Source organism: Trinickia camelliae (genome assembly GCF_053525655.1).
In genome coordinates this window covers 102,794-122,773 of record NZ_JBCHAA010000023.1, presented here as the reverse complement: position 1 = coordinate 122,773, position 19,980 = coordinate 102,794, and the positions used below count along the sequence as shown (strand labels likewise).

General features: G+C 64.9%; 23 protein-coding genes. 10 read left to right on the top strand and 13 right to left on the bottom strand.

Annotated elements, in window-relative coordinates; genetic code table 11:
• Positions 1 to 53: 53 nt before the first annotated feature.
• Both AAHK20_RS30360 and AAHK20_RS30355 read left to right on the top strand, forming a co-directional pair.
• A complete protein-coding gene (locus tag AAHK20_RS30360) occupies positions 54 to 1,298 on the top strand; it encodes a DUF3734 domain-containing protein (protein WP_449185207.1) in 1,245 nt (414 codons plus the stop codon).
• Between the two features lie 129 nt (positions 1,299 to 1,427).
• A complete protein-coding gene (locus tag AAHK20_RS30355) occupies positions 1,428 to 1,892 on the top strand; it encodes a signal peptide protein (protein ID WP_449185201.1) in 465 nt (154 codons plus the stop codon).
• Positions 1,893 to 1,911: 19 nt separating this feature from the next.
• Here AAHK20_RS30355 and cobM read toward each other — a convergent pair whose 3' ends face one another.
• From cobM to cbiE, 4 genes are all read right to left on the bottom strand, one after another.
• Positions 1,912 to 2,643, bottom strand: coding sequence for a precorrin-4 C(11)-methyltransferase (cobM, locus tag AAHK20_RS30350; RefSeq protein WP_449185200.1), 732 nt, complete (start codon positions 2,641 to 2,643; stop codon positions 1,912 to 1,914).
• 91 nt (positions 2,644 to 2,734) lie between these two features.
• Positions 2,735 to 3,466: a cobalt-precorrin-6A reductase gene (locus AAHK20_RS30345; protein ID WP_449185206.1), complete on the bottom strand. Its 732-nt coding sequence runs from the start codon at positions 3,464 to 3,466 to the stop codon at positions 2,735 to 2,737.
• A 2-nt stretch (positions 3,467 to 3,468) separates the two neighbouring features.
• Positions 3,469 to 4,575, bottom strand: coding sequence for a cobalt-precorrin-5B (C(1))-methyltransferase (locus AAHK20_RS30340; protein ID WP_449185199.1), 1,107 nt, complete (start codon positions 4,573 to 4,575; stop codon positions 3,469 to 3,471).
• Entirely contained in the window at positions 4,575 to 5,810 is a 1,236-nt protein-coding gene (gene cbiE / locus AAHK20_RS30335; protein WP_449185198.1) for a precorrin-6y C5,15-methyltransferase (decarboxylating) subunit CbiE, read from the bottom strand. Before cbiE ends, AAHK20_RS30340 begins: the two co-directional genes overlap by 1 nt.
• A gap of 198 nt (positions 5,811 to 6,008) precedes the next feature.
• Between cbiE and cobG the strand changes: the two genes are divergently transcribed.
• The 4 genes from cobG to cobJ are packed head-to-tail and all read left to right on the top strand — an operon-like array spanning position 6,009 to position 10,655.
• A complete protein-coding gene (gene cobG, locus AAHK20_RS30330) occupies positions 6,009 to 7,451 on the top strand; it encodes a precorrin-3B synthase (protein WP_449185197.1) in 1,443 nt (480 codons plus the stop codon).
• The gene (locus tag AAHK20_RS30325; RefSeq protein WP_449185196.1) at positions 7,444 to 8,070 is read left to right on the top strand and encodes a precorrin-8X methylmutase; all 627 of its coding nucleotides are present in this window, start codon (positions 7,444 to 7,446) and stop codon (positions 8,068 to 8,070) included. The genes cobG and AAHK20_RS30325 overlap by 8 nt, the downstream gene beginning before the upstream one ends.
• The gene (locus AAHK20_RS30320; protein ID WP_449185195.1) at positions 8,071 to 8,829 is read left to right on the top strand and encodes a precorrin-2 C(20)-methyltransferase; all 759 of its coding nucleotides are present in this window, start codon (positions 8,071 to 8,073) and stop codon (positions 8,827 to 8,829) included.
• On the top strand, positions 8,826 to 10,655 hold the full coding sequence (gene cobJ, locus AAHK20_RS30315; RefSeq protein WP_449185194.1) for a precorrin-3B C(17)-methyltransferase: 1,830 nt from the start codon (positions 8,826 to 8,828) through the stop codon (positions 10,653 to 10,655). The genes AAHK20_RS30320 and cobJ overlap by 4 nt, the downstream gene beginning before the upstream one ends.
• Here cobJ and AAHK20_RS30310 read toward each other — a convergent pair whose 3' ends face one another.
• Both AAHK20_RS30310 and AAHK20_RS30305 read right to left on the bottom strand, forming a co-directional pair.
• A complete protein-coding gene (locus tag AAHK20_RS30310; RefSeq protein WP_449185193.1) occupies positions 10,656 to 11,054 on the bottom strand; it encodes a DUF427 domain-containing protein in 399 nt (132 codons plus the stop codon).
• Between the two features lie 363 nt (positions 11,055 to 11,417).
• A complete protein-coding gene (locus AAHK20_RS30305) occupies positions 11,418 to 11,783 on the bottom strand; it encodes a BON domain-containing protein (protein WP_449185192.1) in 366 nt (121 codons plus the stop codon).
• Positions 11,784 to 12,286: 503 nt separating this feature from the next.
• Here AAHK20_RS30305 and AAHK20_RS30300 point away from each other — a divergent pair.
• On the top strand, positions 12,287 to 13,057 hold the full coding sequence (locus AAHK20_RS30300; protein ID WP_449185191.1) for a ParA family protein: 771 nt from the start codon (positions 12,287 to 12,289) through the stop codon (positions 13,055 to 13,057).
• Between the two features lie 41 nt (positions 13,058 to 13,098).
• Here AAHK20_RS30300 and AAHK20_RS30295 read toward each other — a convergent pair whose 3' ends face one another.
• The 5 genes from AAHK20_RS30295 to AAHK20_RS30275 all read right to left on the bottom strand — a co-directional run bounded on the left by AAHK20_RS30295 (position 13,099) and on the right by AAHK20_RS30275 (position 15,479).
• Positions 13,099 to 13,404, bottom strand: a complete 306-nt coding sequence (locus AAHK20_RS30295) for a HigA family addiction module antitoxin (RefSeq protein WP_449185190.1) — start codon at positions 13,402 to 13,404, stop codon at positions 13,099 to 13,101.
• A gap of 67 nt (positions 13,405 to 13,471) precedes the next feature.
• Complete coding sequence (locus tag AAHK20_RS30290) at positions 13,472 to 13,786, bottom strand: 4Fe-4S binding protein (RefSeq protein WP_449185189.1); 315 nt, start codon at positions 13,784 to 13,786, stop codon at positions 13,472 to 13,474.
• A complete protein-coding gene (locus tag AAHK20_RS30285; RefSeq protein ID WP_449185188.1) occupies positions 13,774 to 14,097 on the bottom strand; it encodes a hypothetical protein in 324 nt (107 codons plus the stop codon). The genes AAHK20_RS30290 and AAHK20_RS30285 overlap by 13 nt, the downstream gene beginning before the upstream one ends.
• Before the next feature lie 12 nt (positions 14,098 to 14,109).
• Positions 14,110 to 14,682 carry an RNA polymerase sigma factor gene (locus AAHK20_RS30280; RefSeq protein WP_449185187.1) on the bottom strand — a complete coding sequence of 191 codons (573 nt, stop codon included), beginning with the start codon at positions 14,680 to 14,682 and terminating at the stop codon, positions 14,110 to 14,112.
• 122 nt (positions 14,683 to 14,804) lie between these two features.
• Positions 14,805 to 15,479, bottom strand: a complete 675-nt coding sequence (locus AAHK20_RS30275) for a peroxiredoxin-like family protein (RefSeq protein WP_449185186.1) — start codon at positions 15,477 to 15,479, stop codon at positions 14,805 to 14,807.
• Positions 15,480 to 15,813: 334 nt separating this feature from the next.
• Between AAHK20_RS30275 and AAHK20_RS30270 the strand changes: the two genes are divergently transcribed.
• Entirely contained in the window at positions 15,814 to 16,155 is a 342-nt protein-coding gene (locus AAHK20_RS30270; RefSeq protein ID WP_449185185.1) for a superinfection immunity protein, read from the top strand.
• 53 nt (positions 16,156 to 16,208) lie between these two features.
• Here AAHK20_RS30270 and AAHK20_RS30265 read toward each other — a convergent pair whose 3' ends face one another.
• A complete protein-coding gene (locus tag AAHK20_RS30265) occupies positions 16,209 to 17,042 on the bottom strand; it encodes an NHL repeat-containing protein (protein ID WP_449185184.1) in 834 nt (277 codons plus the stop codon).
• Between the two features lie 113 nt (positions 17,043 to 17,155).
• Positions 17,156 to 18,070: a LysR family transcriptional regulator gene (locus tag AAHK20_RS30260; RefSeq protein ID WP_449185183.1), complete on the bottom strand. Its 915-nt coding sequence runs from the start codon at positions 18,068 to 18,070 to the stop codon at positions 17,156 to 17,158.
• Positions 18,071 to 18,192: 122 nt separating this feature from the next.
• Here AAHK20_RS30260 and AAHK20_RS30255 point away from each other — a divergent pair, with 122 nt between their 5' ends.
• Together AAHK20_RS30255 and AAHK20_RS30250 are read left to right on the top strand one after the other, a co-directional pair.
• On the top strand, positions 18,193 to 18,537 hold the full coding sequence (locus AAHK20_RS30255) for a hypothetical protein (RefSeq protein ID WP_449185182.1): 345 nt from the start codon (positions 18,193 to 18,195) through the stop codon (positions 18,535 to 18,537).
• A 147-nt stretch (positions 18,538 to 18,684) separates the two neighbouring features.
• Positions 18,685 to 19,593: a flagellar brake protein gene (locus AAHK20_RS30250; RefSeq protein ID WP_449185181.1), complete on the top strand. Its 909-nt coding sequence runs from the start codon at positions 18,685 to 18,687 to the stop codon at positions 19,591 to 19,593.
• The last annotated feature ends 387 nt before the right edge of the window (positions 19,594 to 19,980 follow it).

Here is a 19,980-nt window from a genome sequence, read left to right as displayed (position 1 = left end):
AGCGCGGCGCTCACCGGCCAGTCGTTCATCGTCAGCCACGGCTGGTTCATGCAATGAAGCCGCACGCCAAAACAGAAAGGCAGGCTACCGACCCGTCCGGCGTCAACGTCGAGACGGGTGCCGTCCCGCACGCGCATCCGCATCACGAGCGGCGCGAACGCCACCTGCCGTATGAAACGGTGGCGCTCGTGCTGCAGGGCGGGGGCGCGCTCGGCGCCTATCAGGCCGGCGTGTTCGAGGGTCTGCACGACGCCGGCATCCCGCTGAACTGGATCGCCGGCATTTCGATCGGCGCGTTGAACACCGCGATCATCGCGGGCAACGCGCCCGAGCATCGCGTCTCGCGTCTGCATGAGTTCTGGGACACGATCTGCAAACCCGCCGCCACGCTGCCGCTGCCGCACGCCTTCGAACACGCGCTGTTCAACGGCAGCGAGGTGACGCGCCAGATGCTCACCGCGTTCCAGGCGGCGAGCGCCATCTGGCAGGGGCAAAACGGCTTCTTCCAGCCGCGCAAGCCGACGCCGGTGCCGTGGGTGTCGAGCGGTCCCGATACGGCGAGCTGGTACGACACCGCTCCGCTCAAAGCGACGCTCGAACGGCTCTGCGACTTCGACCGGATCAACTCCGGCGAAACGCGCGTATCGGTTGGCGCGGTCAACGTCGCCTCGGGCAACTTCGCGTACTTCGACAACTCGCGCATCAAGTTGCGCGCGGAGCACTTCATCGCGTCGGGCGCGCTGCCGCCGGCGTTCGCGCCGACGGAGATCGACGGCCAGTTCTACTGGGACGGCGGCGTCGTGTCGAACACGCCGTTGCGCGAAGTGCTGAACGCAACGCCGCGCCACGACACGCTCGCGTTCCAAGTCGACTTGTGGAGCGCGCGCGGGCCGGTGCCGGAAAGCCTGAACGATGTCGCCGAGCGCGTGAAGGACATTCAGTATTCGAGCCGCACGCGTCTCGTCACCGACATCCTTCAGCGCGAGCAGCGCTATCGCAATGTGCTGCGCGAAGTGCTCGACAAGGTGCCGGAGAACGTCCGCAAGGAAGACGCGTGGTGCAAGCTCGCGGAAGACCTGTCATGCGGCAAGCGCTACAACGTGCTGCACTTGATCTATCAGCAGCAGAAATTCGAGCACGACTACAAGGACTACCAGTTCGGTGCATCGACGATGCGCAGCCACTGGTCGGCCGGTCTCGCCGATATCCGCAAGACGCTCGAGCACGACTCATGGCTCGAGTTGCCGGATAACGACGCGGGCTTCGTCACGCACGACGTGCATCGAATCAGCAAGTAACGCAGCAGCAGCAAACAAGCGTCAGTCGATCCGCGTTCGCGCGCGATCGACAGGGAGGCGCAGGAACGACGATGCCGACCGCGCCGGCGTCGTCCGTTTCGGTTGTGATCGAACCAATAAGAGGCCTAGATGCCTATCATCATTGCTTTGCTGGTTTTGGGCGCGCTGGTAGTCGGCGCGGTGTATGCGTTCGACTTCGTCGCGGCCCGCCTGGGCGAGCCCGCCGCCATCGGCATTTCGATCGTCGTCGCGCTGGTGGTGATCGCGCTCGTGGCCCGCTGGATTCAGCGCCGCCGCGAGATCGCGCCGAACACGAAGGAAGGCGACTGGACGCACGCACTCGTGCAAACGTGGGGCGGCATCCGCGTGTCGGCGACGAAGGGGCTGCTGTGGCTATCGGTCGATGGCGCCGAAGGTGAATACACGCTCACCGATCTGCACGATTGCGCCGCGACGGATATGGACGGGCGCTGGTATCTGATCGTGAAAGTACGCGACAAGGTCCGCGCCGAGTGGAAGCTGCCGATGTCGAACAAGCGCGATGCGGATCGATGGACGCGGATTTTGACGCTGGCGCAAGCGCAAAAGCTCTAACCACCGCTAGCGGCGAGCGTCAATTGCTCGCCTTCGCATACAGCGTCGATTCACTGAACCCCTCCGCCGCCAGCACGCGTCCGACCAGAATCAGCGCGGTGCGCTCGATATTCGTCGACTGCACCTTGCCGACGATGTCGGCGAGCGTGCCCGTCACGCGTTCTTCGTCGGGCCAGCTCGCGCGGTAGATCACGGCGATCGGGCAATCGGCGCCGTAGTGCGGCTGCAGTTCGTCGACGATGCGCGCAAGGTGCCGCACGCCGAGGTGGATCGCCATCGTCGCGCGATGACGCGCCAGATCGGCGAGCTGCTCGCCTTCGGGCATCGTGGTCTTGGTTGCGTAGCGCGTGAGGATCAGCGTCTGCGCGATGTCGGGTAGCGTCAGCTCGCAGCCGAGCGCGGCCGCACAGGCAGCCGTCGCCGTCACGCCCGGCACGATCTCGTAGGGAATGTTCAACTCGCGCAGGCGACGGATCTGCTCGCCGATCGCGCCGTAGAGCGATGGGTCGCCCGAATGCACGCGCGCGACGTCTTGACCTTTACGGTGCGCGTCATCGAGCAGCGCGACGATCTCGTCGAGATCGAGATCGGCCGTGTTCACTACGGTCTCGGCGCAATGCCCCTCGAGCACGGCCTGCGGCACCAGCGACCCCGCGTACAGGATCACCGGGCAGGTCCGCACGAGACGCTGCCCTTTTACCGTGATCAGTTCGGGGTCGCCAGGACCCGCGCCGATGAAAAATACCGTCATGCAAAGCTCCGTGATGCAGTGAAGTGCTGTGATTGCTTGAGCGTTCTTGCGTGTGAGAGTGAGAGTGAGTGTGAGTGCGGCAACGCCCGCGTCATCGCAGCAACGCCTCGATCGCGACAAGCACGCGCTCGGGACTGTCGAATTCGCGATCGGCTGGGGGCAGCGGCGGACGCCGCAACATTACGACCGGCAGCCCCCGCTCTCGCGCGACGGCGAGCTTCGCTTCGGTCGCGCCGCCGCCGCTGTTCTTGCTGACGACGACGTCGATCGCCTGCTCATCGAAGAGCGCACGCTCGCCCGCTTCGGTGAACGGCCCGCGTGCGTCGATCACGCGCGAGCGCCCGTTGCCCGGATGGGCGTCGAGGCAGCGCACGGTCCAGAATTGACGCGCGGGAACCTCGTCGAGATGCGCGAGCGGTTCGCGGCCGAGCGTGAAGAGCGGGCGCGCAAACGGCGTGAGTGCCTCAACGATCTCGTCCCAATCGGCGACCATGCGCCAGTCGTCGCCGGCTTGCGGCTCCCACGCGGCACGGCGCACGGCCCAGCACGGAATGCCGGCCACGCGGCTTGCGGCCACCGCGTTCGCGCTGATTTGCGCCGCGTATGGATGCGTGGCGTCGACTACGAGCCCGATGCCCTCGTCGCGCAGATAGCGCGCGAGCCCTTCGACTCCGCCGAACCCGCCCACGCGGACCGCGCACGCCAGATCGTTAGGCACCTTGCCAAGCCCAGCGAGGCTATAGACGTGTTCGCGAGAAAGCTGCCGCGCGATCTTCAACGCGTCGCCGGTGCCGCCGAGCAGTAGGATGCGAGTCGCCGACATCGTCATCGCGCGACTCCGACGATATTGCCTTGGCGATCGATCGCAAACATCTCGACGGCGACTTCCGGCGGCACGATCTGGCGCGCGACGCGCAACGCGTGCGCGCACACGATGTCGCCGAGCGGCACGCCTTCCTTGCGTGCGATCGCAAGCGCCTCCTGGCTGGTATTAGCGGCGCGCATCGCCTCTTGCAACTTCTCGCCCGCGCCGTGCTCCGCCGCCCACGCGGCAAGCTGCGCCAAGTCGATGCTCGAATGACTGCTGTGCAAATCGAGGTGCCCCGCCGCGAGCTTGCTCAGCTTGCCGAAGCCGCCGCACATGCTGAGCTTGTCGACGGGGGCGCGGCGCAGGTGCTTCAGCACCGCGCCCGCGAAGTCGCCCATCTCGACCAACGCGATATCGGGCAGGCCGTAGTGCGCGCGCATCGCGTCTTCGCTCGCGTTGCCCGTGCACGCCGCGATGTGCCGATAGCCGTTCGCGCGCGCCACGTCGATGCCTTGATGGATCGACGCGATATAAGCCGAGCACGAAAACGGCCGCACGATGCCGGTCGTGCCGAGGATCGACAAGCCGCCGACGATCCCAAGCCGCGGATTCATCGTCTTCAACGCGAGCGCCTCGCCGCCCTCGACGCCGATCGTCACCTCGAAGCCGCCCGCGTAGCCGTGCTCGGCCGCGAGCGCGGTGAGGTGGTCGGTCATCATCTTGCGCGGCACGGGGTTGATCGCGGGTTCGCCGACGGCAAGCGTCAGCCCCGCGCGCGTGACCGTGCCGACGCCGGGCCCCGCATGAAAACGCACGCCAGGTTCCTGCGACAGACGCACGCGCGCGAATACGACTGCGCCGTGCGTGACGTCGGGGTCATCGCCAGCATCCTTGATCGTGCCAGCTTCGGCGCCGCCCGCCGCGCCCGCAGCCTCGTCGATCAGGCGACAGAAGGTCAACGGCATCGGCACGTGCTGGCCCTTGGGCAGCACGATCTCGGCGACATCGCTCGCGATGCCGGCCAGCAGCAGGCGCGCGGCGGCGAGCGACGTCGCGGTCGCGCAGCTGCCTGTCGTGTAGCCGCTTCTGAGCGGCGCGGGTTGTTCGGGGGTCTCGTCGCGCATCACGTTTCGTCGCGCGGCTTGACGATGTCGAGGAGCGTGATCGGCAGCGCCGGCCGCCAGGTGTCGAAGCCGCCGAGCGGTTGAGCCTCGGCGACAGCGAGTCGTGTGAGCGTGCCGCCATGCTGCTCGCGCCACTGTACGAGCACCGCCTCGCTTTGCAGCGTGACTGCGTTCGCGACGAGACGTCCGCCGCTCGCGAGACGCCGCCAGCAGAGATCGAGCACGCCGGGCACGGTCACGCCGCCGCCGATGAAGATCGCGTCGGGCGCGGGCAAGCCGTCGAGCGCTTCCGGCGCGCGTCCCGCGACGAGTTGCAAGGCGGGAACGCCGAGCGCGTCGCGATTGTGTTCGATGAAACGCTGCCGCTCGGCGTTCGCTTCGATCGCCACGGCGCGGCACGAAGGGTGTGAGCGCATCCATTCGATGCCGATCGAACCGCAGCCCGCGCCGACGTCCCACAGTAATTCGTCGGGACGCGGCGCCAAGCGCGCGAGCGTAATGGCGCGGATGTCGCGCTTGGTCAGTTGGCCGTCGTGGAGGTAGGCGTCGTCAGGCAGGCCGGGTGTCAGCGGCAGGTTCAACGCGCCCGTCGCGGCGCGGCATTCCAGGGCGACGAGGTTCAACGCGGCGATTCGTTCGGCCCCGGCTTGCGTACATCGATCGCGCCATTCATCGGCGCGTGCTTCGGTAATGCGCTCTTGCTCGCCGCCCAAGTGTTCCAGCACGACCATGCGGCTCGGCCCGAAGCCGCGCGCCGCTGCCAGCTCCGCTATGGCGCCGGGCGTTTCGCCGTCGGCAGTCAATACGAACAAGCGCGCGCCATGCCTCAGTTGCGCATTCAACGCGGTCAGCGGCCTGCCGACCAGCGAGATCGTCGCCACATCCTGCAGCGGCCAGCCAAGACGCGCCGCGGCGAGCGACAGCGACGACGGCGCAGGCAGCACGCGCATTTCTGATGCGGGCAACTGGCGAGCGAGCGTCGCGCCGACGCCGAACAGCATCGGGTCTCCGCTCGCGAGCACGCAGACGGGCGCATGACGATGTTCGAGGACGCGCGCGATATCGAACGGACGCGGCCACGCTTCGCGCCGCGCGGCAAGACGCGCGGGCAGCATCGCGAGATGCCGCTCGCCGCCGAACACCACCGACGCTTCGACGAGCGCGCGCCGCGCCGCCCGCCCCAATCCGGCGAAACCGTCATCTCCCATGCCCACCACGGTCAACCACGCCGGCATCTGTCCATCCTTTCTTTCGATCGCGATCAATTCGCCTGCGGCAAGCCTGGTGAGGGCCGCAGCGGATTTGTCCAAGGGGAAAGAAGGCATAATACAGCGTTCGCTGGCGCCCTTTTATGCCCTTTGCGGGCGCTTAGACGGAACCCAGCGCAACCGCGGCTGCCCCCGCAAGTGAATGCCGCCAGTCCGCGCCACCTCTTGAATCGATCCATGCCTGCCGTCACGACGTCCACCACGCCGCGCCCCACCGCCTGCCCCGGGCTCGCGCGCATCGTGACCGCGCTCGATGGCGGAATTTGCCGGATCAAGCTGCCGTGCGGCGAGTTGAGCGCCGAGCAGGCTGGTGCGCTTGCGGATGCCGCCGAGCATTACGCCTCGGGCGTCATCGAAGTCACCAATCGGGCGAATCTGCAATTGCGCGGCGTGCGCTCGGGCGAGGAAAGCGCGCTGACGCAAGCGTTGATCGACGCGGGGCTCGGGCCCGATGGGCGATCGGAAGCGTCCAGGTCGACGGATCCACTTTCGCAATCGGCCACGAGCCTCGCGGCCGACGACGTCCGCAACATCATGGTCAGCCCGACGGCCGGACGCGATCCGCAGGCGTTGATCGATACGACCCCTCTCGCGCACGAGATCCTCGAACGGCTGCGAACCGACACGCGCCTTCACGCGCTGTCCGCGAAATTCGCGCTGCTGCTCGACGGCGGCGAGCGCCTCGCGATGCTCGACCATCCGCACGATATCTGGCTCGCCGCGATGCCGTCGGCAGACGTCGAAGCGCCACTGTTCGCATTCGGCCTTGCGGGCTGCCCACCGATTGCGGGCAATGGCGACGCGAATCGCACCGCGAATTGCACCGCACTCGCAGCCGTCGAGCCGCAACACGCCGTTGCACTGGTCGCCGCGCTCCTGCACACGTTCCTCGATCTCGCCGAGCCGGACATGACGCGCATGCGCGATCTGCTCGACGTTCGCTCCGTCGACGAATTGATGCGGCAGGTCGAATCGCACATCGATTTCCCGCTGTTGCGCGGCGAGTCCATCCACGCATGGCGCCGCGCGCCTGCCGACGCCTCCGTGCGACTCGGCGCGCATCGACAACGCACGGAAGACCTCTATCACGTGGGCGGCCAACCGCCGCTCGGCCGCTTGAACGCAGACTCGCTGCGCGGCCTCGCCGCCCTTGCGCGAGAACTCGGCAATGCGACGCTGCGCATGACGCCGTGGCAAAGCGTGCTGCTGCCCGACGTGCCGAGCCGCCACGTAACAGCCGCAATCGAGCGGCTCACCGCGCTCGGTCTCGCCTGCAGCCCCGACGATCCGCTGACGCGCCTCATCGCCTGCACAGGCTCGATCGGCTGCGCGAAGGGCCTCGCCGACACGAAGGCCGACGCCTTGCAACTCGCGTCAAGTCTGCCCGCAGGCGTCGAAGTGCATCTGAGCGGCTGCCCGCGCTCTTGCGCCGCCGCGCACTGCGCGCCGCATACCCTGCTCGCCGTGGCGCCGGGCCGCTACGACCTCTACCAGCGCGATGCCCTGCCGTTGCAACCCGGCTTCGGCCGGTGCGTCGCGCGCCACATGACCATCGAAGAGGCCGCCGCCCATTTGCGCCGGCAGCCCTGGAGCCCCATTGATGCTTGATTACATCCGCGACGGTCAGGAGATCTATCGCCAATCCTTCGCGACGATACGCGCGGAGGCCGACCTCGCGCGCATTCCCCCCGACCTCGAAAAACTCGCCGTGCGCGTGATCCATGCGTGCGGGATGGTCGACATCGTCGACGCGTTGCGCTTTTCCGCAGGCGCCGGCGCTGCCGGCCGCCGCGCGCTCGCCGATGGCGCGCCGATCCTGTGCGACGCGCGCATGGTCGCCGAGGGCATCACGCGCGCACGCCTGCCTGCCGGCAACGACGTGATCTGCACGCTCGGCGACGCATCCGTGCCCTCGCTCGCGAAAGAGCTGGGCAACACGCGCTCGGCCGCAGCGCTCGAATTGTGGCGGCCGCATCTGGCCGGCAGCGTAGTCGCGATCGGCAACGCGCCCACCGCGCTCTTTCATCTGCTCGACATGATCGACGCCGGCGCGCCGCGCCCCGCGCTGATCCTCGGGTTCCCGGTCGGCTTCGTCGGCGCGGCGGAATCAAAGGCGATGCTCGCCGAAGACAGCCGCGGCGTGCCCTATGTGGCGGTCGTTGGGCGGCGCGGCGGCAGCGCGATGGTCGCGGCGGCGGTCAACGCTTTGGCATCGGAGGCCGAGTAAATGGCGCTCATCGATCGAACCAGGCCGGGCGCCCAGCCGGGCCGGCTCTTCGGCCTTGGCGTCGGCCCCGGCGACCCCGAGCTCATCACCGTGAAGGCGCTGCGGCTCCTGCAAGCCGCGCCGGTCGTCGCGTACTTCGTCGCCAAGGGCAAGAAGGGCAACGCCTTCAGCATCATCGAAACGCACTTGAGCGACGCGCAAACGCGCCTGCCGCTCGTCTATCCGGTGACGACCGAAGCGCTCGAACCGCCGCTCTCGTATGAAGCGGTGATCGCCGATTTCTACGACACAGCCGCCGAGGTCGTGGCTGGCCATCTCGATGCGGGCCGCGACGTGGCCGTGATCTGCGAAGGCGACCCGTTCTTCTATGGCTCGTACATGTACCTGCACGACCGCCTCGCCGCGCGCTTCGAGACGCAGGTGGTGCCAGGCGTCTGCTCGATGCTCGGCGGCACGGCTGTGCTCGGCTCGCCGCTCGTCTATCGGAATCAGACGCTTTCGGTGCTCTCGGGCGTGCTGCCCGAAGACGAATTGACGCGGCGTCTCGCCGATGCCGACGCCGCCGTCGTGATGAAGCTCGGACGCAATTTCGACAAGGTGCGCCGCGTGCTCGATTCGCTCGGCCTCGCCGAACGCGCGCTGTATGTGGAGCGCGCGACGATGGCGAACCAGCGCATCGTGCCGCTTGCCGAAGTCGATCCGATGGCGTCGCCGTATTTCTCGCTGCTCGTCGTGCCGGGGGAAAAATGGCAGGGATGAATTCCGTCGACGCAACCGCGGTCGAGCCGGCGATCGTCATTCTCGGGCCCGGCGCGCTCGCCACGGCGCGGCGCATCGCTGCGCGCTATCCCGGCGCGCAGGTGCATGGCTTGGCGGGTCGGGTCGTCAGCGGCGACGGCGATGGTGAGGACGATGAGCGCGCCGACATCGCATATGAAGCGCTCGGTCCGCACCTGCGCGATCTCTACACGCGCGGCACGCCGATCGTCGCGCTGTGCGCGGCGGGCATCGTGATCCGCGCGCTCGCTTCATTGCTCGCCAACAAGGGCGCCGAGCCGCCGGTACTGGCCGTCGCGGAGGACGGCAGCGCCGTCGTGCCGCTCCTGGGCGGCTTGGCCGGCGTCAACGTGATGGCGCGCGAGATCGGCGAGGCGCTCGCCGTCGCGCCCGCGATCACGACGAGCGGCGAGCTGCGCTTCGGCACGTGCGTACTGAATCCGCCGGACGGCTACGCGCTATCGAGTCTCGAACAAGGCAAGCGCTTCGTGTCGGACCTGCTCGCCGGGGAAAGCACGCGCATCGAAGGCGACGCGCCCTGGCTCGACGACGCGCGCTTGCCGTTGTCCCCATCGGCCCGGCTTGCCATACGCGTGAGCCCGCAGGCGTGGGATGGCAGCAGCGAGCAACTGGTGATACATCCGCGTTGTGTCGTGGCGGCGGTGGTGGCGAATGCGCCTTCGCCGCTTGACGGTGGCAATTGCGATGCCGTCATCGATGGCGAAGCTGAGCGCATCGTCGAAGAGGTACGCAACGCATTGAACGCTCATCGGCTCGCACCGCTTTCGCTCGCCGCGCTTCTCGCGCCAGCGGAACGCATGACGGACCCCGCGCTTGCACGAGCAGCTGAAATCTTGAGCGTGCCGCTCCGTTTCGCAGCACACGACGAGGCGACGGGTACGCGGCGCGACGCGCAAGCGCTGTTCACTTCCGCGATGCGCACGCCGCACCGCGTGCTGGAGGTCTTAGCAGCACAGGCCCCGAACATCGCACTCGCAGTCAACAACACCCCCATCGACCCCCAATCGATCGGCCAGGCACGCGGCCGCCTGACGGTGATCGGCCTCGGCCCGGGCGACGCCTCGCTGATGGCGCCCGCCGCGCGCGCCGCTTTGAACCAAGCCGCCGACATCCTCGGCTACGAGACCTACGTGAAAATGGCCGGCCCGTTTCGCGCCGGCCAGCGCCTTCACTGCACCGACAACCGCCAAGAGCTGCAACGCGCGCGCGATGCGTTCGAGCTCGCAAGTACGGGACGTTCGGTCGTCGTCGTATCGTCGGGCGACCCGGGCGTGTTCGCGATGGCCGCGGCCGTGCTCGAAGCGCTCGACACATCGGACAACGCGCAGTGGGCAGCCGTCGAGCTCGAGATCGTGCCGGGCGTCTCCGCCGCGATGGCAACGGCCGCGCTGGCGGGCGCGCCGCTTGGCCACGATTTCTGCATGCTGTCGCTGTCGGACAACCTGAAGCCGTGGTCGATCATCGAAACGCGCCTGCGGCATGCGGCCATCGCCGATCTCGTGATGGCGTTCTACAACCCGATATCGCGGGCGCGTCCATGGCAACTCGATAAAGCGCTCGACATCGTGCGCGAACACCGGTCGCCCGCGACGAAGGTCGTGCTCGGACGCGACATCGGCCGCCCCGGCGCCGCGCTCACGACAACGACGCTCGGCGAACTGCGCTCCGAGCAAGTGGACATGCGAACGATGGTGATCGTCGGATCGTCGACGACGCGCGCGTTCGCGCGCCATGGCGGACTCGATGGGCGCGGCGAGTGGGTGTACACGCCGCGATGGTATGAGTGACTAGTCCGCGTGCTCCACAATCGCGTCGACGCGGTCCGGATAGAACGCCACATGATCCTTGATCGCCGCAACCGCTTCGTACGGGTGCTCATACGTCCACACTGCGTTCACCGAGCGCTCGCCACCTAACGGAATCGAGTAGTACGCGCATTCGCCTTTGTATGGGCAGTAGGTGGCATGCGCGGTGCGCTCCAGAAGCGCCATGTCCACGTCCTTTCTCGGGATATAGAAGACCGGCGGATAGGCCGCCTCACACAGCGTCAGCGCGTCGCGCGTATCGGCGATCACGGCCCCCGCCAGCGTGACCACCACGCGCGACGGATTGCGCTCGATCGAAATCGGATGATCCGGGCCCGGAATCCTGACGGTCCGGGTCGTCTTGGTGTCGTTGTCTGACATGGTCGAACTCCTGGTAGTTGACTCCATGATCCTGCAAACAGACGTTCCTTGCTCAGAGCTTGGAGCCGCCGTCGACGCGCACGCCTTTCGCGCGGAGCGTGGACGCGAAGTGCCGCGCGAGCGTATCGATTGCGCCCTTGGTAACGGCATAAGCCGTCAGCGTGCTCATCGACGCCTTGAGCCTTAATCTAACGATTGCTTACTCAAAGGGAAAAGACTTTTTAGGCTGGCTTGCATGCCTCGTAGGCATGGCCTTCAATTTGACGGCGTCTGTTCAGACAAAATCGCCGCGATCGGCGATGGGCGAGAAATGCAAAGGGGACGCAATGCGTCCCCTTCTTCTGCGTTCAGGTGCAGCCTGGCTCAGCCTCCGCCGCCGCCTTGCACGCCAAGCGTGATCTTGTTCGAGACCGAGGTCACACCCGGCACGCCCTTCGCGACTTCTTCGGCTTGGCCGATCTGCGAGCTGTCCGGCACCGTGCCGGTCAGCGTGACCGCGCCGCCGCGCGCGCGCACGAAGACGTTCGATACGTCGAAGCCTTGTGCATGAGCCAACGCTTTGCGCACGGCAAGGCCAAGCTTACGGTTGGCCTTCTTGACGTCCTTCGCAGACGGTGCGGCCATCGTGCCCGAAGCGGCCATGGCGTCACTCGACTGAGCATAGGCGCTCGATGCCACGGCAATACACACGACCACGCCCAGCGCTTTCAATAGATCGATTGCTTTCATGATTCTCCTTTTGCTTCGCTTGAAAACTACGCGTGTTGCAGATGGAAGAAACGAACAAACGACTGCCAGGCCGGGCATCAATATTTGCACTGCGACTCAAATATTGAAGCGGTGACATGCGCCCTGTCCTGCCCCGGCCTGTGAAATCAAAGCTTGTGCGCAAGGGCGCTGACCCTACTGCGGCGAAAGCCAATGTAATCCAGCCGGACGATAAGCGCAAAGAATTTAATGGGGCGCGCAACGCGCATGTAAATTGCGCGCGACACGGCACGGCATGGCGCAAGCGGTTGGCGTGCCGGCCTCGGGAGCCTCAGCTTAAGCGTTCACTTCATACGAATCGGCTTGCTATCGGGACGTGTAAAGCCACTTTGAATGCCGCTTGGGCTGAACGATCGACTGTCTTCGCACTGCGACCGAGTTAGCCACACGAACGTCCCAATTGCTAAGGTATGCTGCTGCCTTTAGCACGTTCATATTCAGCACGTTCATATCGAGAGGGACAGATGCGGCGCGTCGTATTCAATCAGAAGGGCGGTGTCGGCAAATCAACCATTGTCTGCAACCTCGCGGCCATCAGCGCCGTCGAGGGCCTGCGCACTTTGGTCATCGACCTCGATGCGCAAGGCAATTCGAGCCAATACCTGTTGGGTGCAGGCGCTAGCGAAGCGAACCCGAATGTCGCGACGTTCTTCGAAACGGCCTTGGGGTTCAGCTTTAAGCCGGTCGATGTCGCGTCGTTCGTGCATCCGACGCCGTTCGAGAATCTCGACGTGATGCCGGCGCATCCCGATCTCGACTCGCTGCACGGCAAGCTCGAATCGCGCTACAAGATCTACAAGCTGCGCGATGCGTTAAACGAACTCGACGAGATTTACGACGCGATCTACATCGATACGCCGCCCGCTTTGAATTTCTACACGCGCTCCGCATTGATTGCGGTGGAGCGCTGCCTGATTCCGTTCGACTGTGATGATTTTTCGCGCCGTGCTTTGTATGCGCTGCTCGATAACGTCAAAGAAATCCAACAGGACCACAACGCAGAGCTGGAAGTCGAGGGGATCGTCATCAATCAGTTCCAACCGCGCGCGAGCCTGCCGCAGCAACTGGTCGACGAGCTGGTTAGCGAGGGATTGCCTGTGCTGGATTCGCGGTTGTCGTCGTCAGTGAAGATTCGCGAGTCGCATCAGTATGCTAAGCCGATGATCCATCTGGAGCCGAAGCATAAGCTCGCTCAGGAGTATCTGGCTTTGCATCGGGAGTTGGTTGGGGCATAGGCCGGTTAAGCGGCCTTAATAAGCGTCCCCGATAAGCGGCCTTAAAACAGCGCCGCTTGCTGAGCGGGCACCATCGGCACGACATCGAGCTCGCGAAACCGCACGCGCGCCTTGGCAAGATCATGCAGTAGTTGTCTCTGCAACCACATTTCGGCGCCGCCGCCAAACGCTTTATCGAGTCGCAGCGCCATTTCCGGCGAGATTCCCGCCTTGCCGCTCAGCAAGTTCGTCAAAGCCTGACGGCTGACGCCAAGAATCTTCGCGCCTTCAGTGACGCTCAAGTGGAATCGAGCGAGACAGTTTTGCCGAACGGTCTCGCCGGGATGAATGAATTCGGAATCGGCCATGGGTCGAAACAATATCGGCGAAGGCTAGACCCGTCAAGCGACAAGGATCGCTTGTCGCTCCCTGGCTTCACACCCGCGCCAACGTAATCGCCCGCTCCGGACACGCCGTCACACACGCCCCGCACGCGCGGCACGCATCGGCATTCGGCGTATAAGCGACCTTCATCCCATGCACGCGCAGCTTCAGTTTCTGCAGCGGCCCGAATTGCTCATAGTCCGCAGCATCGATCCGGCGAACCTCGAAGACCTGCTCGGGGCACACCACTGCGCAATCGCCCTTGCCTTCGCATCGCTTCAAATTGACCACCGGGGCAAACACGCCGGGGTCCTGCTTGCATGCAGGCGTTGCTTGCGTCGTTGCTTGTGTCGTTAACCGGCCCATGGCTGATCCTCCGGTCGCTTGCCGCCGCTGGACGACGCGTCTTTCAGAAAGCGCTCGCGCTCTTCCGGCGTCATCCGTTCCCAGCGGCGCCAGTGCCGATGTCCGCGCCAGCCGCCATGTCCGCGAAATCCGCCGAACAGTATCCGGCTCAGGACCAGCAGACCCAACGCCTGCAAATAGCCGATTGCACGGCCGCCCGCGAATACCGCCGGCACGATCCAATTCCACAGCAGCATCACCACGAGCCCCAGCACGGCAACGCCCGCCAGAATCAACAGCACTTTGCCGAAACATCTCGCTTTGAATTTCATCCATCGACTCCTTCAGATTTCCAAATCGTCATAAACCGTCTGCAGACGTGCGCGCAGATGCAACACCGCATAGCGCTTGCGCGCGAGCAGCGTGTTCACGCTCAGGCCGCTTTCGGCCGCCAAATCTTTGAAGCTGCGCCCTTCGAGTTCGTGCGCGACGAAGACGTCGCGCTGATTCGCCGGCAATTCGTCGAGCGCCGCTTGCAGCGCTTCCAACAGCACGGATCTCGCATAAGCCGCTTCCGGGCCGGCAGCGGTGGCCGGCAGCGCGAGATCGAGCCGGTACTCGCCGTCGTCGTCGTGAGCCGGCTCGGGCAAGGGCTGCTCTCTCTTCTTTCGAAAGCGGTCGATGATGCGGTTGCGCGCCGCGCGAAACAGCCACGCCCCGACCTGTTCGATCGGCTCCGGAAGCCGGTACGCCTGCACGAAGTCGTAAAAGACATCCTGCAAGATGTCTTCCGCCTCGCCAGGATCGCGCACGCGGCGACGGATGAAATTGCCGAGCCTCGTGCGCTCGCGCAAGACGGTCTCAGCGATATCGCTGTCTCGTTCGATCATCCGGTTCGGGGTGTGCGGCGGTTCCATGCGTGTGATGACGATTCACATCCGCGAATATTGTCGCGAGCCGCAAAAAAATTGCTCGCGGTTCGCGAGCAATTCCAGATATCGAAGACGGGCGCTCATCCGGCGTGCATCCCGCCGCGCGATTACACCACGCGCGCTCCGGCGCTGCGCAGTGCCGGCAGCATATCCGCCGGTTCCGGCCGATGCGTGTAGTCGGGGTTCACTTCCGAATACAGAATCGTGCCGTCCTGGCCGATCACATAGCGCGCCGGCATCGGCAGCGTCCAGCTCGGGTCGCCGTTGAACGCCGGCAAGTCGTTCTTCAGGTTCTTGTAGAGCTCGACCAGATAGTCGGGCAGCGCGAAGCGCAGGCCGAAGGCGGCGGCGACGTCGTTGTGCGTATCGCTCAGGATCGGAAAGCCCAGTTGGTTCTGGCGCACCGACTTGCGGCTGTTCACGGCGTTCTGCGGCGAGATCGCGACGAGACTCGCGCCGAGCGCCTCGAACGACGGCAGCGCCTCCTGCAGCGCTTGCAACTCCATATTGCAGTACGGGCACCACACGCCGCGATAGAAGCTGATCACGAGCGGCCCTTTGGCCAGCAGTTCTTCCGACGATACCGGCGTGCCATTCGGATCGTTGAGCGTGAAGACCGGCGCCTTGTCGCCCGCCCGCAGCGCGCGCTCAGCTTGCCCGGATGCGATCAGTTCCGCGGTGGCCCGCTCCATGACCGGATGAATTTCCGGCGGCGCGAAAAACGGCGCTTTGCCGCCCTTGAAGTCTGCTTTAAAGGCGTCGAGTTTGTCTTGCAGTGACATGGTGTGGCTCCTTGGATGAGAGGGTCGTTTTGCGATGTCGAACATCACGGTGTTCAGGTTCTTGCAAAACGGCCTCGCACAGTAGGCGGCGCGCACGCGTAACTGTCATTCCCATGGGGAATATGGCATTGGCACAAAACGAAACACACTATTTCGGACTGGCCCCATTGTTCTCGAATCCGCGACTGTGTTTTCCGATTGCCGGCATGGATATTGTCGGAATAACGCCTAAATTGTTACCCACGGCCCAGCCCTTTCGGGTGAGGGCCATTCATCCAACTACGCGGCTAGGGCGCCAAGCGCCACGCCGGCGGTTCAAAGAAGGGGTAATGCCATGGATATCATGCGTCATGTGTTTGAAAGCGTCGCTTTGGTGGCCGCATTGATTGTGTATCTGATGCCGGCAATCGAAGCGGACGCGCGTGAGCACGAGCACGCGCTCGCGATCACGCTGGTCAACGTCTTTCTTGGCTGGACACTCGTAGGCTGGTTCGCCGCGATGCACGCGGCGCATTCCCGGTCGAACGAGAAGCGGGTCGCGCGCGTCGCCCTCCGCATTCGTCACGCGGCCGCGCACGCGACCGTCGACAAAATCGTTGCACACGCAACGAACTGCGCGCCGTTCGAGCGTCAGTCGAAGGAAGCGGGTCTCGCGCTGGCGGGCCGCTGCGTGTGATGTCGAATGCTTGACGCTCGCGACGATCCCATCGAAACGCGAGCGTCAAAGCGTCAAGCGAAGAACGCGATGGCTTGGGCGTTGAGCCTCGGCATGTCGATGATGGGACCGAGGCATCGTCCGTCGGCGAAGTCGAACGCAAGCACGTTGTCGCGCGCGACGCAGAACAAATGTCCGCCGGGACCGAAACGCAATCCCCTGGGTCTTTGAAAACGCGTGTCCGGGTCCGCAGCAAACACGCGGACCAGTCGGCCAGTCGTGCCGTCGTATTCGCGTATCGTGGCGACGGCGTCGGCGTTGCCGAACGGAAATTCGCTGGACACCAGCACGTTGCCGTTCGGCCCGACGATGAGATCGAGGGGGCTGACCGCATCGTCGGAGATGAAGCGAGGGTTCAGCAACTGGCCGCGCGCGTCGAACACCGCGATGGTGTTCTCTCCCTCGCCGCCCGGCCCGATGCCGGAAGCCAGAAAGAGCCTTCCATCCGCATCGAACGCAAATCCGCGAGGAAACGGCACGACGCCGCCCGGCAGGACCGGCTGCGGTTGACCGTCAAGCGCAGGGGAAAACGCCGCGATGCTGCGTGCGCTGCGCAACCCGACGTAGTAACGTCCGTCGGCCCCGAAAATACCGCCGCCCGCATTGAGCCCAGGCACGAGGCCGCTGTCGCGCGTAACGATTCCGCGCTCATCGAGTGCGAGCACACGATCGCTTCCGCTGTTCACGTAGAGATGCTGCCTATCGGGGCTCACGCTCAAGCCGCGCGGATCGGCGATACGCGGGTCGTCGCTGAACCGGCCAAGCGGCGTGCCGTCGAGTGCGAACGACAAAAGCGCGCCGTAGCCGTCGCCATTGGCGCCGGAGGCGCTGGTCACCAGAACACGCATGTCGAAACCTTCCAGATAGATCGAACGGGATGCGATCGAGTCTATCCATGCGGCAGGTCCCGCCCTACGTGCTTTAAGCGCATAACACTTATTGCTGGAAAGAATAGCGAGCGTTAAACGGCCGCTGCGGATTGCGCCGCGCTTGCCGACTCAAGCGTCTCTTCGACGAAGCCGACGAAGGCGCGAGCCTTTGCGCTCACCATGCGGCCCGCCGGAAACACCGCCCATAGTTCGATCGGCGGCAGGATCCAATCCTTGAGCACAGCGCACACCTTGCCGCTCTTCAGCTCGTCGGCAAACATCCATTCGGACGCCACCGCGACGCCAAGATCGGCCAGCACCGCCTCGCGCACGCCTTCGGCGGCGCTCACCGTCATGCGCCCCGATACCGCTACCGACACTTCCGAACTGTCGCGCCGGAACGTCCACGCCGTGCCGCCGTAGCGCTGGCCATAGACGATGGCCTGGTGCGTCGCGAGATCCGCGGGCGTGGCCGGCACGCCGGCCTTTTCGAAGTACGCCGGAGTCCCGACGACGACCCGGCGCGACTCGCTCAGCTTGCGCGCCGTCATGCCCGAATCGTCGAGCTTGCCCATGCGCAGCGCGACGTCGACGCCCTCTTCGAGCAAATCGACATTGCGATCGTCGAGCACGACGTCTAGCGTGAGATCCGGGTACTGTTCGAGAAAACGGCCCATGGCGGGCACGATATGCAATCTCGCGAACGTGACGGCCGCGCAGACTCGCAACCTGCCTGATAGATTCGCACCCGCGCCGCGTGCTGCAAGCTCGGCTTCATCCGTCTCTTCGATCGCGCGTTTTGCGCGTGCGTAGAAAGCGAGGCCCGCCTCGGTGGGCGTCAAACCGCGCGTGGAGCGCAGCAGCAATCGAACCGCGAGCCGTTCTTCGAGCAGCGCAATCGATTTCGAAACGGCGGGCTGCCCTACGTTGAGCAACCGCGCCGCCGCCGAGAAAGACCCCGACTCCACTACGCAAACAAACGTCTCCATCGCCGTCAGACGGTCCATGATCGCTCCTCCTTATGCGAATGATGGTAGCAGCCCGCGAATCTGCATGCCCCCACCCGCCTGCCCTACAATGCTCGGCGGAAACACCATAAGCACAAAAGGGCACAAGGAAGGACCCCATCATGCAGATTCGAACCACCGCGCTGGCTTTGCTTACGGCATGTTTCGCCGTCAACGCTCACGCCGAAATGACCGCGGCGCAGTACAAGCAATGGGCGCACGTCGATAACAACTCGGTGTACGCCGCCTACATCACCGGCACGATCAACGCGTTCGGCTGGGCCAACGGCGATTTGATCGCGAAGAAGCGTCCGCCGCTCTATTGCCAGCCGAAGGAGACGATCATCAGCAATCAGAACGTGTACCCGCTCTTGGACCAGTTCTTCCAGAACCACCCCGACCTTCCCGACACTTTCCCGATCGGTCTCGCGATCCTGCGCTCGCTGCAGTCGGCGTTTCCGTGTTGAGCCAGTCATGGCTAGGGTCAGCCCTAGCGCCAAGCCCCTAAACTTTCTTGTCATCCTGACGTAATACGTTCATAGCTAAGCATCCCCTTAAAAAGCGCCCGCCGAATTCGCGTGCGGCGCTTTCAAAAACACGGGAGCACCGAGAGCATGGATACACCAGGAATGAGCTTGAACCAGGAAGAGGTACCGGTCGGCGCGCCGCTCGAATGGGCGATCGTCGATGAAAACGGCGCACTGCTGTTCGATCGCGGCGTCGCGATCTCCGGCGAGCGCGATCTCGCGTTCTTGTTTGCGCATTTTCGACCGCGCCGAATGGCGCAAGAGGATGGCGACGCGCCATGCACGCCCCCTGACGAAGACGGCGAGTCCGACGCCTCGCAGCCCCCGACGCTCAAAGATATGCACCTGGCGATCGGCGGCCTGCTCGGCATCCGCTCGCGCGCGGGCGGCAGCGCGATGCAGCCGAGCCGGCTTATCGGCTTCTCGCCGAACCACGCGCTCTTCGTCACGCCGCCGCTCGCGGGCGGCCGTCCGGCGCCGTTGATGGCGGGCGAGAACGTCGACGTCGTCGCGATCGCGAGCCAGGCGGTATTCCGCTTCTCGTGTACGGTGGAAGCGCTGTGCAACCATCCGTTCGATTACGTGGTGCTGTCCGCGCCGGGCGCGATTCGCCGCCTGCGCGAACGCAAGTCCATCCGCGTTCGCACGCGGCTGCCGGTGCGCTACGCGACCAACGAGGCGGGCGACGTCTACGGCGGCCTCGCGCTGGCCAGCGGAATCAGCGCGTCCGGCATGTCGTTGATCGCCCCGCGCGTGCTCGGAGCGGTTGGCGAACGCGTGCAGCTGGCGTTCCAACTGTGCTCGCACGACCTCGACGCGCGCATCGAAACGGCCGCCGTCATTCGCAATGTGCAAAACACGCCGAATGCCGATCGGATGACCACGACGCATGGCCTCGAATTCGATCCGCTCGAGCCGGCCCAGCAAATGGCGCTGAAGTCGTTTGTGTTCGATCGTCAGGAAGACGCCGAATATTGGGCCGGCGCAGCGCGCTGACCTGACCTGACGGGGCTCCGCAAGGCGCCCCTCGCGCCCCAAGCGGCGCGTTTGCCCGGCGATTCGCGCCGCCTCGGGTTTTCCATAGGCCATGCATGAATGTCATGCGCGCCATGAAAACATATCGATTGCCGCTGGTTTTCTAGCCACCCAGAATTTGTCTCGTGGAAGCACGATTTCCGGCAACCGCGTCCGGGAATCGCCCCCGCGTTCCGAGATGGCTCAAGAAGCTCTATTTCGGATTCCCTATCAAATCGACAGGATCGCGCGACCTCTTCGTCATCCCCTGACCTGAGCGTCGACTTGCAAGCGTCCACCGATTTGCCCGCTCACGCGTGCAAGCGGATCGCCGCGCACCGATTCATCGATCCTTCACTTTCGACTGCA